Consider the following 14,046-nt stretch of genomic DNA (forward strand, 5'->3'; position numbering starts at 1 on the left):
GTGGCTAGGAGATGAGGGAGGGCAGGCCGCCAGCGGCGGCCACCGCCTGGCGGAGACGGAGCTGAGCAGCGATGAACCACTCGACGTAGTCACCCCACCCGTCGGTGTTCCCGATGTCGCCTTCTCGGTATTCGGCGATGCGGCACCCCTTCCTGCCGGTCAGTGGCTCGAAGGACAGGGTCGCCGGGTAGACCGGTTCGAGCTTCGACTGTGCCGCCGCGAAGCGAGTGTCATTGACTGCCGGATCGGGGTGCTGGAAGAAGATCTCGCTCGACAACCCGGCGCGACCGAACGTGCAGGCGTAGGACACCCCGCTCATGCCGCTCGGCAACGAGTACCAATTCTGCGGGTACCCCTTGCTAGAGGTCGTCCACTGGAGCTGACGCTGCTGGATAGCCGCCAGAAACATCGTCCAGAACGACTGGTAGGCCTGGTTGCGGCCGCTCGTCGCGGCGTCGTGGGTGCTCGCCCTTACCCTCTTGCCCCAGTCGTTCGGCTGCACGACCAGGCGCATGAGCGGTGCGGGAACAGACTGGCCGATCCGTACGGCGCTGATCTCGATGCCGAAAAACCGTGTGGTCTCGTCGGTCCTGGTGTTCAACCAGTCCAGGGCCGCGCGATGTTCCTCCCGGAAGCTGGTCGCGATCCACACCACGTTCACGGGGTCGGTCCCGCCCGCGTAGGTGAGCAGTTGGCCCAGATGGTTGTGGTCCGTTCTCTCCAGATGGTTCTCGATGATCACCGTCTCGTTGGTCGCCTCGTCGATGCCGATGAGGTCCAGCGAAAAGCCGCCCACCGGGTGCTCGGCGGCCGAAAGTGCCAGCTCCATCCCCAGCACATCACCGAGAACCTCGGCGTTGGCGAGCAGCCACGGCGTGAAGGTGTGCGCCTCGTGCTTCCAGACGTCACGGACCTCGACGCTGTCGAGCCTGCCCAGCGCGGGTAGACCGTTTGTCGTGTCCACTGTCGTCATGCGGCAGACCGTATCGGACCCGGGTCAGCGGACGCTGCCCCCAGCCCAGGCTGATCCTGAATCGGCCGGTCGATCACCATCGCCTGATACGACCGCACCGGTCGAGTCTTCGCAAGCCCGTGGATCAGCCCTCGGCGTCGAGGATCTCGCCCGCTCTGGCTAGTACGGACTCCCACAGATTCGGCGCGACAGTTCCGCGGAGTAGCGCGACCACCTCCTCCGCCGCCAGGTCGACGAACCGCTGGGAGACGTGTCCTCGTCGTGGCGGGGCGTCGGAAGGCTCCACCACCGTGGCAGGACGGACACGCAGGCCGTCCGTGCCGTCGGCCGCATCTGACCCATTGGCTGCAGCGAGGTTCGGAGCGAGCACCTCACGGAGGACTGGTCCCCACGGGTCCGGTCTGAAATCCAAGTCTTCCTCTGCGTGGGTGGCGTCGCCGGTCGCCGCAGAGGGCTCATCGGTGTCGTCCGACCCGCGGTCGTCGTTGCCCATGGCGAGCGGGTCTCCGACGCAGACGATGTCGAGATACCGCGTGGTTCTCGTCAGTGCGACATACAGCAAGCGGTGGCCCCGGTCGTCCTCAGCGACGATGTCTTCCGGCTCCATGACGACGACCGCGTCGAACTCGAGGCCCTTGGCTTCCTGAGGACCGACCACGTTGATTCCTGGGCCGAGCTCACCGGCGGACGCGGCACGCCAGGCCACGTCTTTGGCCTTCAGCTCTCGTTCCGTGTCCGGGCGGCCGGAAGCGGGGCAGATGATGGCCACGGAGCGGCCGTGGGCGGCGTGCCCCATCGCGACGCGGACGGCATCAGCCGCACGCTCGTCCCCGTCAATCCGGTGGACGAGAGGCTCGGCCGGACCGTCCCGGACGATTTGCGGTGCCTGCACCGTGGGAGCGGCGAGAGGCAGGAGCTGGGCGGCAAGCTCGAAGACCTGTCGGGGTACTCGGTAGCCGTAACGCAGTTCTTCCCGGACCTGGGGAAGATCGGCAGGTAGGTGATCGAGAACCTCGTCCCAGTCGTCGCGCGCCCAGTGACCGGTCGACTGAGCGATGTCTCCGACGATGGTCATGGATCCGTTGGCAGAGCGGCGGGCGATGGTTCGCAGTTGCATGGGGGAGAGGTCCTGCGCCTCGTCGACGACGATGTGCGTAAACCGGGCTTCCCCGCTGTTGATGAGGTGCTCGGTCTCGTCGAGCACCGCAAGGTCGGCGTCGCTCCACGTCTCTTCAGAGAGCCGATCGGCGGGCCGCCGGTGCAGCAGTGAAACTTCCCGGGCCGTGAATTCGTCGCCCGCCGCTCCCATCAGCCGGTCCCGCGAGCCGTAGAGCTCACGCAGGAATGATGCGGCGGTGAACGATGGCCAGAGCCGGTCCATGACGGGATCGAGTGCCGTCCGTAGTCGTTGCGGACTCACGTGGACACGGGGGGAGACGAGATCGGTCAGCAGATCCCGGAACAGGTGCCGGCGCTCGGAGTATGTGCCGGCGCTGGCACGGCACCGCGCTATCAAGGGCTTGAGTTCCTCGGCGGCCATCGGCACGGGGCGGCCTTCGATTTGCGCCTCAATCCAATGCTGTCCCTCGGGCGGCCCGACCCGAGCGTAGAGCGCCCGCCGTACGAGCCCAGCCATCCTGCCGTCGCCCTTCAGCCTCACGACTTCGGGATCCCTCTTGGCGACCACGTTTCACCGGTGGATGCAGCTGGTTGATGTCACGTTGCTCAATGCTCGTGTCACCCAGGCTGGGCAGCACCGTGCGGGTGTAGCGCGTGAAGGTGGGGCTCGGTCCGATGATGAGGACGTCCTGGGCCGAAAGTCGGCCCTGACTGTTGAACAGCAGCCACGAGACTCTGTGCAGCGCAACTGCTGTCTTGCCGGTGCCCGGCCCGCCCTGGATGACCAACAGCTGGTCGATGGGGGCGCGGATGAGATCGAACTGTGCTGCCTGGATCGTCCGGACAATGTCCTGCATCGTGCCGGTGCGGTTGCTGTTGAGGTCTGCGAGCAGCGCGTCGTCGACGTCCTCGTGCGCCTCCAGCTCGGCGACGTCAGCGGCCAACTGGGCGAACACCGTGTCGCTGAACGACGTGATCGTGTTGCTCGAGCACTCGAAATTGCGCTTGAGGCGCAGCCCAAGCGGGTCGGCGTGACTTGCCTCGTAGTAGCGGGCGGCGGCAGGCGCCTGCCAGTTCATGACGAGCAGCTCAGCATGGTCATCAAAGATCGCGTGATGGCCGATGTAGAAGGCCTCGCCGTCCTCGTAATCCATCCGGCCGAAGGCGACGGGTTCGTCCGCTCCGCCGATACGGTCAAGCCGCGCTTGGGTGTCCTGCCGGATCCTCGCGGCGGCGCCGCTGTTGGCGGCAGCGCCTGCGGCCTGACCCAGAGTCGTACGCATGCGCTCCCGGTGGTCCCAAGCCGCGTCGAAGTACTTCTGCTCGCGACTTAGCTCTTCCGAGACCGCATACATTGTGGACCTCCCGCTGACATGGCGCAGACCGTAGCGTCTCGCTACGACAAATCGGCCCTTCTCGCGCGGAGCCGAGGAAGCCAAGGTCGCTCAGCGAGTCCGCTCAAGATCCCTTGACCGTACGGTCGGTGAACGGTTCTGTCGCTCGGTCGAGTGCATGTTTGCCCGCTCAACCTTTCGGCGCTGGGGGCGACCGACCGGGCCGATAGACGAGCGCGATCAGTACGGTCATAGGCAACGGGTTTTCAGCTGTGCCCCGATCTGCCGGATGCGCTCGGGATGTTCCCTTTAGTTGACGTCGCGGCGGGCGAGGCTACAGAGACGGATGGCCGGTCGCAAGATCCAATCTTGCGATTGGAGCACCGGCAATGTCAAGATCGGGCCGGCTGGCTGTCGCGAGCCACCGTTCTGTTCACCTGGCCCTATCCGCCCCGACGATGCGCCGCCGCCTGCCCTGGTGGAAGATCATCAAGCCCTGGGACGGCGGCATGATCGAGAGGGCACGTTCAGCGTTCTGCTGATCCTCCTGCCGCTGGCCGAAGCCGCCGTGACGGCGGTTCAGGGATCGCTTGGACGGTCGAGACACGAGGACCACGGTGAACGTGCAGTGCCTGCAGGAGGAGCGGTATGTCGAGCGTGTCTAACGGGGGTTGGCAGCCTCCATCAGCGCCCCCGAGTCCGGCGGCGAGCCTCGGCTGGCGGATCCGGCACAGCCTCTGGCTGCTGCTGCCTGTTGCCGGCTGCGGCTTCCTGGCCGGCGCCGGGTTCCTCTACGTCGGCCTGCGCGCCCGGCGTCCGGCCTGGTGGATTGCGGGCATCGTCTACCTGGTGATCGGCTGGACATCCTTCGCCACTGTCGGTGAGGCGGACAAGACAAGCACCCTGAGCACGGTGGCAGCCGTCGTGCTCATGGCGCTGTGGGTGGCGAGCATCGTGCACGGTTTCGTCATCAACTCGTCCTGGCTGCGCTGGCGGGCCGGCCATGTTCCCTGGTATGCCCGGCCCCAGGCGCCGCCGCCCACCTGGCCTGGCAGCCAGCACCCACCAGCGCAGGCAGGACCACCGTCCCTGCCCACATCCGTACCGCCAGCCGTCGCCGAGATGATGCCGCAGCCCGGCGCCTACTCGGGTAACGGGACCACAGCGGCGCCCGTGCCCTCTCAACCGTCGCCGCTACCAGCGCCGCAACCGCCGTCGGCGCCAATGGCCGTGCCCCCGGGGGCCGTGGATGTCAACGCGGCAACGTTCGAACAGCTTGCCGCTCTTGCCCACTTTGACCCGGAGCGTGCGCAGCGGGTGGTGGCCGAACGGCAGGTGCGCCGCGGGTTCGGCAGCGTGGAGGAGTTCGCGGCCGTCGCGAACCTCGCGCCGCACGAGTTCGCTCATCTCAGAAACCTGTTGACCTGCGTACCGCAGCAAGGGCTGCCCGCCAGCTAGCCGCCTTCACCGAGCCGCATATTCGATGTGACCTCGACCCGACCGTGGCATACGCCTGCCTGATCGCAGACACCGACGCCGTTCCGCTCTGCACGTCGCGCCTGCCGAGGCGGTGGCATTGGCTCTCGCCGGCCAACATCCCCCGAGCTGGGCAGGGCCCAGGCAAAGTCGTCAGGTGATGCCGAGTAGGGCCAGCAGTGGACGGCTGCCGCGGGTGTGGTGGCGGTGGGCGGCGGCGATGTTGGTGACGTCGGCGTTGCGGAGGGCGGCCATGACCTGGGGCTCGATGCCGTGCGGATCTGGGAGCGGTCTTCGTCGTAGGTCACGTCGCGGACCCAGTGAATCTTGTTTCCGGCCGACCAGTGGCCGCGGGTCCAATCGGCCAGGTGGGCGGGTTTCGGCCCGTGCACGAGTAGGTCGGTGATGGCGTAGACGGTTTCGGTGGTGGTGCGTTTCGGCTGGTCCAGGCGCCGGCGACGGTGTCGGATCTGCAGCGCTTGCGCGGCGTGTGGGGAGTCGATGCCGGTGGCGAAAGCTCTGCGTCCGTGCCGGCCAACGTGGACATGCGCTATCGGCCACCCGGCGAGACATCCCGGCCCAGCGGCGCATCCCTCAACGCGCGGTATACCTGGGAGTGATAGTTATGACTCCCAGGTATACCGCTCATCAGGACAAGGCCAGCCGTCGAGCCGAGCCCTACCGCGAGACCTGAGGCCCTTCACTTAGCCGTCCAATGCGAGGTCGTCGCGATCCAGGCCCGGCCTCGGGAAAGCCCGGTCACGGCAGGGTCGGCAAGCGCAAACACCTGCTGTAGGACCTCGGCGAAGTCCTGGGGAAGACGATCGTCGAGGCGGTGCTTACGCCGCCAGGCGGCCCAGCGCGACTGCGCCAAGATCCCGTAACTATCAAGCGCCTGGCTCAGCGGCACGAGCGTCACCTCGCGATATTCCGCGACCCGCTGCAGAGCCGCCACCAGATCGTCGCCGTCGACGTCGTGTCTGCGTGACAGGAGGTAGACGTCGGCGAAATCGCGCCAACGGGTATTGGCCTCACCGCGCTGCAACGCCGTCACCAGCTTTTCCGCGTGCGGCGGGCCAGATTCTGAAGGTCGAGGTAGGCGCGACCGCCAACTGTGGCGCGGGTCGGACGTGCGGTCACAGCAGGATCTCCAGTGCCTCTCGGAGCGGTCGCTCTGCCTTGGGGAACTCCCGAGCGATCGTCAACAGCTTCGATGGTGATGCGTTGGGCCGTCTCAACCAACGCCGCAGCGCCGCGTACGCCAGGTCTGGTCCCTCACGGTGCCGTAGCCGGATCGCGTCAACGATGCTGCGCTCCGGGCCGTAGAGCCCGATGGAGATCTCCAGATCAAGCGGCAGCTCCGTACGCCCGATCTCGAAGGTCGTCGGGTCAAACCAATGCCAGGTGACGGGTGCGGTTGTAGCCGGCCGATGACGCCCACGGGGTAGTGCGACATCGATGCGGGAGGGGATTTCGTCAGTGAGGCCGTGACGAGCTAGCGCGGTGGTCAGGCACAGCGTGCCTGAGGGGGCGCGGCGGGCGAGTTCTATGAGGTCGAGGTCGACGATTGCGGCGTCATGCCGCCGGTAGAGACCGCGACCGACAGATGCGATGAGCCCTTGATCCCTCAACCGGTACAGCTGCCACTCGGAGAGGCCAGCGTCGAGGGCCTCGGAGTAGCTGAATGTGACCGGGAGGGCGCTAAGGGGGGAGCCCCCGGTTTCTGATCTTTCCTCCGACCCCACAAGGAAACTCTATACACATCGCCGAAACCTGTAGTGGATTTCCTTGGTGAGATCTACGTCGTCCGTTACACCGACGTAGTCGGTTTGGGGATAATGCCTGGTCAGGCCGCTACCTACCGTGAACCCGTCATCACGATCGGCCCTGGTGTCGGCACCGGTTCCCCCGAACCGGGCAGTCGCCACCGGGGCCTCAGACGGGAGAAAATATGCGTGATCAGAAGGAATCCCGGCGGTTCGGCGCCCGAGCGTCCGTACTCGTGCTCGGTCTCGTCGCGGCCGGAGCGGTGGTCACTCCGGCGAGCCCGGCGTCCGCCGCGGTCCCCGGCCTGGTGCGGATCTCCGCGACCAGCGTCACCAACTCCGCCGACTTCCACAGCGCCACCGCGACCTGCCCGGTCGGCAAGGTGCTGACCGGTACGGGCTACGAGCTGAACGGCGTCACCGGTGAGGGCGTCGTCGAGACCTACGCCCCAACGGCGGCCCGGCCACCGCGCCGACGGCCGTCACCGTGGGCGCCTACGAGACGGAGGCGTTCGCCGGCAGCTGGTCGGTGACGGCGTACGCGATCTGCGCCAACAACCCGCTGCCCGGCCTGGTGCGGGTCTCCACCACCAGCGTCAGCAACTCGGCAGACTTCCACAGCATCACGGCCACCTGCCCGCCCGGCAAGGTGCTCACCGGTACGGGCTACGAGCTGAACGGGGTCACCGGTGAGGGTGTTGTCGACGACTTCCGCCCCAACGGAGGTGTCGCGGCGGCGCCCACCTCGGTGAACGTCGGCGCCTACGAGTCCGACGCCACCGCCCTGAACTGGTCCGCGACCGCGTACGCCATCTGCGCCAACCCGCTGCCCGGCCTGGTGCGGACATCCGCGGTAGGTGCCAGCAACTCCCTCGACTTCCGCAGTGTCGTCGCGACCTGCCCGGTCGGGAAGGTGCTGACCGGTGCCGGCTACGAGCTGAACGGGGTCACTGGCGAGGGCATCGTGGACGACTTCCGCCCCAACGGTGGTCCCGCGACCGCCCCGACGTCGGCCTCGGGTGCATACGAGGAGGACGCGTTCGCCGGCAACTGGTCAGACACGACGTACGCCATCTGCGCCACGGCGTAACCACATCTCATCCGGTGTAGCCGCCCCGCGAACGCGCGGGGCGGCTGAACCGTTGACGTGTCAGATCAGGAGCCGCCCTGACGGTGTACCCGTCCCTCCCGGGCGACAGTGGATCGGCCCTGGTCGCGTTCCGTGCCGGCGGCGCCGGTCGCGGTACGGCGGTTCCGCATGTCCGGCGAGTGCTCCATGGGCGAACCCTGGCGGCCCGGAGCGCCGCTGCCCGGATGCCGCCGGCCTCGCGCCGACTCGCCGCCGCTGTCGTGTTTGTTCTGCTTGTGGCTACCCATGCATCGCGCGTACCCGGTCGCCGGGCGGCTAGTCACGAGCCGACCTGCGGACGTCAGCCGTTGGGTGTCCGTGAGGTGGGCAGGACTGGGGTCGTTCTTTGCAGCCGCTCGCGTTGCTCCAACGGGAGCCATTCACCCTCGGGATCGAGCAGTTCGATGAGCTCGACGAGTTCATTCTGTAGGCGTACCAGCCGCTCGTTTCCGCGCTGGCCTCGGGCTTCCACGTCGTCCACCTCCTTGAGGAGGCGGGCGAACCAGGACGCGAACGTCGGGTCGGTGTTGAGGCGGTCGCAGAAGGCCGCGTATCCCAGTACCTCTGTCACTGCGCCCTCAGGCGACTCGACCCGGTTGAGCATGACTTCGCCGATGGCGCGCTGGTGTCCCCTGAACACGCGGAACGGACCGGGCAGGGCGTCGGTCGCCAAGGGATGGTGAATCCGCTGGATTGCTGTGAAGAGCTCCTTGGTGCTCTTCACAGATTCAAGATCGAGGAAGCGCTGTTCCCGGTGGAGGACCTCCAGCCAGGCCAGGTGCTCGGCGAGGACGTACACGGTGTTGTGGCGGACGTAGTGCTGGTCCTCGCTGTCGCCGGAGTGCAGGTACTGGCGCAGGAGGTTTCGGCTGAGCGCGTTGTGCAGCCGATCCTGCAGCGCCTCGGCTGACCACAGCAGTGGCACCCGGTAACGCCGGAACAACTCCTCGGCGAGTTCCACCTTGTCGCGGCTGCGTGCCTGCTCCTGCAGGCGGTGGGTGACGACGGCAGTCCGATACGTCACCGCCACGCTGATCAGCGACACGGCGGCGGACACCACCGCGATGACGATTTCTGGCCCCATGGCGGACAGCTTGCCTGGCCCCTTCACCGCGGGATGCGTTCGACTCGCCGATCTGACAGTGCGTGGATGCGCGTAGGGCAGGCAGGCGTTCGATAACGCGATATGCCGTCAGCGGACGGCGTGCCCAAGTGCCCGACCGTAGCGTCCGAACGGTGCAGGTCCACAAGCGCGCGATCTGAGAGAGGCGACCGTGCAGATGACCGAAGGTGTGGTTTTACCGGGGGAGCAGGCCCCAATAACCGTGAAACTGAACCGGTGGCGGGCGGCGCTGCCGTCGGACGCCTGGCCCGATAACCTCCCGTCGAGTGGCGAGGTCTGGCGGCGCGACGTATTCGCCGTTGCCGATGCGTGCCGGGCCGGCTCCGCGAGCCCCCGCCAGCTCCTGACCGCCGTGCTGATCTGGGGCTACGGACCCATCGGGTACGGGCCGTGGCGCACCGCCAGGTCGCTCGGCGCCGACCCGGAGGGCAAACGTCTGGGGTACGCGCTTGAGGAGGTGTCCGCGTCAGCGCCAGATGAGGACGCGCTGCGCACGGCGTACCGCCGCTTCCGCGAGCCCAACCACGCTCGCCTGCCGTGGTTGGGGCCGGGATTGTTCACGAAGGTCCTCTACTTCGTCGGCTACCGGCGAGGGGTGGGCGGTGTGCAGCCGCTGATCCTCGACCGTGTCGTGGCGAGCCGTCTCCCTGCCGAGGCCGGTGTCAGCCGTCAATCCGACTGGTTGTTCGAGGAGTGGCTCGCGTACCTGTGCTGGGCGGCCGATCAGGCTCAGGCCCGAGGCATTGAGCCAGACGCGGTGGAGATGGCTGTCGTCCACGACCGCTGAGGCGGCTACGCCATGGCGCGGAGGCGGGCGTCGAGGGCATCGAGGTCGGGGACGAACCAGATGTGCTCGGCCCGGTTCGACTCGTGCACCAGGGCGCGCAGCGCCGAGCTCTCCGCCAGGTGAGCCGAGATGTCGCCGACCACGGCCAGTCGTAGCCGGTAGTTGACGAACTTCTGCATCACCTCGCCGGCGAAGCGGGTGCCCAGCGAGAAGAAGCGTTCGTCGAACCGGTTGGCCGGTACGGCCACCACCTGGGCGCCGAGGAAAGCGGCGCCGATGAGGTCCAACGCGTCCTGCTCGGTGGCCACCGGCGGGCCGGCCGGGTCGCACACCAGCACCTGCACCCCGGCGCATTCCTGGACCTCGTCAGGCATCGTTGACCTCCCGGTCGAATAGGCCGTTGTCGGCGTTGAGTACGGCGTCGAGCAGGTGCAGCAGCTCGGCGGTCGCGGCGGGGTCGCCGAGGATGATGATCTTCATGCGGTGCCGCTCCTCGTCGTGCACGGTCTGCACCCGCAGAGCGTTGGCCGGGTCGTGGCCAGTGTTGGCGCTGGCGAGCACGAGAGTGCCGAGCCGGTCGGCGGCGGCCCGGTCGACGCCGTCGATCTGCACGATGCTCGACACCTCCGCCGCCGCGGTGGTGGTCGTGGCGGCTCGGGCCTGCCCGGTGAGCGCGTCGAGGTCACGGGCGGCGATCCGGTACTGCTTGCCGATCCGCACCGCCTTCAGCCGGCCGGAGCGGATGTAGCCGCGCACGGTGCGCACGTGCAGCCCGAGCCGCTCGGCGACCTGCTCGACCGAGTGCATGTCTTCCTTCATCGCTCCCCATCCTACCCGCATAGGGGAGGTTAGGGAGTGATGGGGAGTGCGCACGGCATGAGTCGTGGACGACATCAGCTCCAAAGGGCCTGCAACACGCTCCCGGCGGCGCTGCCCGGGACGTCATGAGGCTTGAGCTGCGGGGCGGAGACCCGCGCCGAGGATCACCCGGGTGTCAGATGGGTCCAGTACCGTCTGGAAGCCATGGACGCGCGGCTCGGCGACGCCATCATCGGGCGGGATCATCCCGCAGGTCTGCTGCGCGCTGAGCTGGACCGGGCCGCCACCAGCCACGGCGGTCTCGTCCTGGTCACCGGCGAGCCGGGCATCGGCAAAACGACATTGGTCACGGCGGCAGCTCGGGAGGCCCGGCAGCGCGGGGCACTCGTGCTGGGTGCCGCCTGCTGGGATTCCGACAGCGCCCCCGGCTACTGGCCCTGGGTGCAGGTACTGCGCGGCCTACAACGCTCCGCCGACGACTGGTCGGTGGCGCGTCCGACCGCGGAGCCGGCGCTCGCGGCCCTGCTCGGCGAGGCCGGCACCGGTGCTGAGCAGGCCGGCCGGACCACCAACTGGGCCGGTGTCGACACGGGCGGCGACATCGCCGACCGCGAGGCGTTCGCCCTGTACGACGCGGTGACCGCCGCGCTGGTCGCGGTCTCCCAGCACCGGCCGGTCGTGGTCGTCCTCGACGACCTGCACTGGGCCGACCCGGCCTCGCTGCGGCTGCTCGCGTTCGCCGCCCAGCACACCTGGTTCGAACGGCTGCTGCTGATCGGCACCTACCGCGACGCGGAGGTCGAGTCGGGCGAGCACCCGTTGCGCCCGCTGCTGATGCCGCTGGTCACCAAGGCGACCACGGTCACCCTCACCGGCCTGTCCCGGGACGAGGTGGCCGCGCTGATGGCGCGTACCGCCGGGCGGGAGCCCGACACTGGCCTGGTCGACGAGGTGCACCGGCGCACCGGGGGCAACCCGTTCTTCATCGAGCAGACCGCCCGGCTGTGGCGCGCCGACGGCGCGGGCGGCACGATCGCACCCGGCGTACGGGAGGCGGTGCGGCGCCGGTTGGCCCAGTTGCCCGCGCCGGTGGTCGAGGCGCTCACTGTCGCCGCCGTGCTGGGCCGGGAGTTCCACCGTCGGGTCCTGGCGGCCAGCGCGGCTGCCCCGGCGGCGCAGGTCGACCGGCTGCTGGACCGGGCGGTGACCGCCCGGCTGGTCGTCAGCCGCGGCGGCGGCCGGTTCGCCTTCGCCCACGACCTGGTCCGGGAGACGCTCTACGACGGGCTCAGCGACGAGGACCGGCGGGCCCGGCACGCCGCGGTCATCCGGGCCGTCAACCCACCGGCGGAGCTCAGCGACCTGCTGATCCCGGCCGACCTGGCCCGCCACGCCTACCTGGCGGGCCCCGCGCTCGACCGGGCCCGGGTCACCGAACTGCTGGTCGCCGCGGGGCGGGACGCGTTCGCCCGGCTCGCCACCGACGAGGCGGGGGTGCACTTTCACCGGGCACTGGAGGTCGTCGAGGACCCGGCGCAGCGGGTGCGGATCCTCGTCGAGTTCGGTGAGGTGCGCTACCACCACGCCGGCCGGGAGGAGGCGGGGCAACTTCTGGCCGAGGCCGCGACGCTGGCCCGTACGCTCGACGACCCTGTGCTGCTGGCCCGCGTCGCGCTCACCGTCCACCGCTCCCGCCAGGTGGAGACCAGGCGCTCGGTGAAGGCGGCGGAGCTGGTGCGGGAGGCGTACCGGCGGCTCATCGGCGAGCCGGACGGCACCGCGTCGGTCGGCACGTTGATCGCCGACCTGATCACCGCCACCGAGACGATCGCCCGCCGGGGCCGGGACGACGAGACGCTCACCTTCAGCCTGTGGGCCCGCCACGACACCACCTGGGGGCTGGGCACCGCAGCGGCCCGGGCGGCACTCACCTCCGAGATCCGGGACGTGGCCCGCCGCACCGGCGACCGGGAGACCGAGCTGTGGGCCACCTCGCTGCGCTGGGTGGCACTGCTGGAACTGGGCGACCCCCATTTCGTCGAGGAGTTCACCTCCTTCGTCACCGGCGGCGGCCAGGACGACCTCGCCCGACACCGGATGGCCGCAGCCATCGACAGCGGAATCATCGCGGCATTTCGGGGTGACTTCGCCGAGGCCGACGAGCGGTTCACCATCCTCACCGACCTCGCCGACCCGGGGCACGCCGAATTCGCGTTCATGGGTCATCACGTGCGCTGGTCCCGGCTGCTGCTACAGGGCCGGTTCGACGAGATCGACGCACTGCTGGACGGGTTGGCCCCGACCGACTACCCCTACCGGGAGCTGCTGCGGGCGATCACCGCGGCCGAGCGCGGCGACGACGAGACGACGGTCCGGCTGACCGCCGGCATCGAAGCCGCCGACATCAGGTACCCACGTCCGGTGTCGCCGCTCTGGCTGCGGCTGCGCGCGCAGGCCGCCGCCACGGCCCGCGACCCGCAGCGCTGCGACGACGCGCGCGCCGCACTCGCCCCGCACCGTGGAGAGTGGACGGTAGGGCTCTTCGGCTGCGACATCAGCGGTCCCGTCGACCACTGGCTGGCCGTCGTCGACGCCGCTCAGGAGCGCTGGGACGACGCCATCGCCGGCTTCGCGGCGGCCCGCGACGCCGCCGACCGGATGGGCTCCCGGCCCTGGTCGCTCATCGCCCGCGTCGGGCTGGCGACCGCCCTGGCCGGCCGTGGCCAGCCGGGCGACGCCGAGACGCTGGCCGCGCTGAGGGCCACCACCGCCCGGGAGGCCACCGCCCTCGGCATGGCCCAGGTGCTCGACCGACTCGCCGACCCGGCACCCACCGCCGCCGTCGGGCCGGGTCGGGCCACCGAGCCAGGTCAGGCCGTCGGGCTGCGCCAGGCCGTGTCGGCCGGAGCGCCGGTCGAGGCGTACGAGTTCCGCCGCGACGGGCTGGTCTGGCAGCTCGCCTACGCCGGCGCTGTCGTACACCTGCCTGACGCCAAGGGGCTGCACGACCTGCACCTGCTGCTGAGCCGGCCGGGCAGTGACGTCCCGGCGGTCGAGCTGCTCGACCCGGCCGCCGGGCCGGAGCTGGTCGCCGCCCGCCGGATGGGCGGCGATCCGGTTCTCGACGACGAGGCGAAGGCCCGCTACCGGCGGCACCTGGCGCGCCTCGACGAGGAGATCGACCGGGCGGCCGCGCGCAGCGACGACCGGAAGGTTGCCGCACTGGACGTGGAACGCGGTGCGCTGCTCGACGAGTTGCGCGCCGCGGCCGGGCTGGCCGGTCGGAGCCGCCGGCTGGGCGACGAGGCCGAGCGGGCCCGCAAGACGGTCACCGCGCGGATCCGGGACACGCTGCGCAAGCTCGACGAGCGGCATCCGGCGCTCGCCAGCCACCTGCGCGAGTCGGTCTCGACCGGGAGCACCTGCCGTTATCTGCCGCCCGAGCCGCTGCTGTGGCGGCTATGAAGACCAGCGCGCAAACGACGGACGGGCGCCGCCACATCATTGGCGACGCCCGTCC

Annotated in this window: 13 protein-coding genes; 5 read left to right on the forward strand and 8 right to left on the reverse strand. The window is 69.3% G+C overall.

Annotated features, from left to right (window positions below; genetic code table 11):
* Positions 1-4: 4 nt before the first annotated feature.
* The 3 genes from BUS84_RS28765 to BUS84_RS28775 form a co-directional block, all read right to left on the reverse strand.
* Entirely contained in the window at positions 5-973 is a 969-nt protein-coding gene (locus BUS84_RS28765; protein WP_074317249.1) for a DUF4268 domain-containing protein, read from the reverse strand.
* A gap of 124 nt (positions 974-1,097) precedes the next feature.
* Positions 1,098-2,513: an ATP-binding domain-containing protein gene (locus tag BUS84_RS28770; RefSeq protein WP_074317250.1), complete on the reverse strand. Its 1,416-nt coding sequence runs from the start codon at positions 2,511-2,513 to the stop codon at positions 1,098-1,100.
* Positions 2,514-2,541: 28 nt separating this feature from the next.
* Positions 2,542-3,447: a helicase domain-containing protein gene (locus BUS84_RS28775; RefSeq protein WP_074317251.1), complete on the reverse strand. Its 906-nt coding sequence runs from the start codon at positions 3,445-3,447 to the stop codon at positions 2,542-2,544.
* 627 nt (positions 3,448-4,074) lie between these two features.
* Here BUS84_RS28775 and BUS84_RS36830 point away from each other — a divergent pair.
* A complete protein-coding gene (locus BUS84_RS36830; RefSeq protein WP_084757624.1) occupies positions 4,075-4,884 on the forward strand; it encodes a ComEA family DNA-binding protein in 810 nt (269 codons plus the stop codon).
* A gap of 718 nt (positions 4,885-5,602) precedes the next feature.
* On the opposite strand, the gene BUS84_RS28795 is transcribed toward BUS84_RS36830, so the two are convergent.
* Both BUS84_RS28795 and BUS84_RS28800 read right to left on the reverse strand, forming a co-directional pair.
* The gene (locus tag BUS84_RS28795; RefSeq protein ID WP_074317257.1) at positions 5,603-5,956 is read right to left on the reverse strand and encodes a nucleotidyl transferase AbiEii/AbiGii toxin family protein; all 354 of its coding nucleotides are present in this window, start codon (positions 5,954-5,956) and stop codon (positions 5,603-5,605) included.
* A gap of 82 nt (positions 5,957-6,038) precedes the next feature.
* Positions 6,039-6,647 carry a type IV toxin-antitoxin system AbiEi family antitoxin domain-containing protein gene (locus tag BUS84_RS28800; RefSeq protein WP_074317259.1) on the reverse strand — a complete coding sequence of 203 codons (609 nt, stop codon included), beginning with the start codon at positions 6,645-6,647 and terminating at the stop codon, positions 6,039-6,041.
* A 206-nt stretch (positions 6,648-6,853) separates the two neighbouring features.
* Between BUS84_RS28800 and BUS84_RS28805 the strand changes: the two genes are divergently transcribed.
* On the forward strand, positions 6,854-7,201 hold the full coding sequence (locus tag BUS84_RS28805) for a hypothetical protein (RefSeq protein WP_143728549.1): 348 nt from the start codon (positions 6,854-6,856) through the stop codon (positions 7,199-7,201).
* On the forward strand, positions 7,156-7,758 hold the full coding sequence (locus BUS84_RS28810; RefSeq protein ID WP_074317263.1) for a hypothetical protein: 603 nt from the start codon (positions 7,156-7,158) through the stop codon (positions 7,756-7,758). The genes BUS84_RS28805 and BUS84_RS28810 overlap by 46 nt, the downstream gene beginning before the upstream one ends.
* Positions 7,759-8,098: 340 nt before the next feature.
* On the opposite strand, the gene BUS84_RS28815 is transcribed toward BUS84_RS28810, so the two are convergent.
* Positions 8,099-8,908 carry a hypothetical protein gene (locus BUS84_RS28815; RefSeq protein ID WP_074317265.1) on the reverse strand — a complete coding sequence of 270 codons (810 nt, stop codon included), beginning with the start codon at positions 8,906-8,908 and terminating at the stop codon, positions 8,099-8,101.
* A gap of 169 nt (positions 8,909-9,077) precedes the next feature.
* Here BUS84_RS28815 and BUS84_RS28820 point away from each other — a divergent pair, with 169 nt between their 5' ends.
* Positions 9,078-9,707, forward strand: coding sequence for an 8-oxoguanine DNA glycosylase OGG fold protein (locus BUS84_RS28820; protein ID WP_342199596.1), 630 nt, complete (start codon positions 9,078-9,080; stop codon positions 9,705-9,707).
* Positions 9,708-9,712: 5 nt separating this feature from the next.
* Here the strand turns inward: BUS84_RS28820 and BUS84_RS28825 are convergent, their stop codons facing one another.
* On the reverse strand, positions 9,713-10,081 hold the full coding sequence (locus BUS84_RS28825; RefSeq protein WP_074317270.1) for a DUF4180 domain-containing protein: 369 nt from the start codon (positions 10,079-10,081) through the stop codon (positions 9,713-9,715).
* A complete protein-coding gene (locus tag BUS84_RS28830; RefSeq protein ID WP_208869753.1) occupies positions 10,074-10,526 on the reverse strand; it encodes a helix-turn-helix domain-containing protein in 453 nt (150 codons plus the stop codon). The genes BUS84_RS28825 and BUS84_RS28830 overlap by 8 nt, the downstream gene beginning before the upstream one ends.
* A gap of 204 nt (positions 10,527-10,730) precedes the next feature.
* On the opposite strand from BUS84_RS28830, the gene BUS84_RS28835 reads away from it, so the two are divergent.
* On the forward strand, positions 10,731-13,991 hold the full coding sequence (locus BUS84_RS28835; protein ID WP_074317274.1) for an ATP-binding protein: 3,261 nt from the start codon (positions 10,731-10,733) through the stop codon (positions 13,989-13,991).
* Positions 13,992-14,046 lie beyond the last annotated feature (55 nt).

The sequence above is a fragment of the Micromonospora cremea genome (assembly GCF_900143515.1).
Lineage (GTDB): Bacteria > Actinomycetota > Actinomycetes > Mycobacteriales > Micromonosporaceae > Micromonospora > Micromonospora cremea.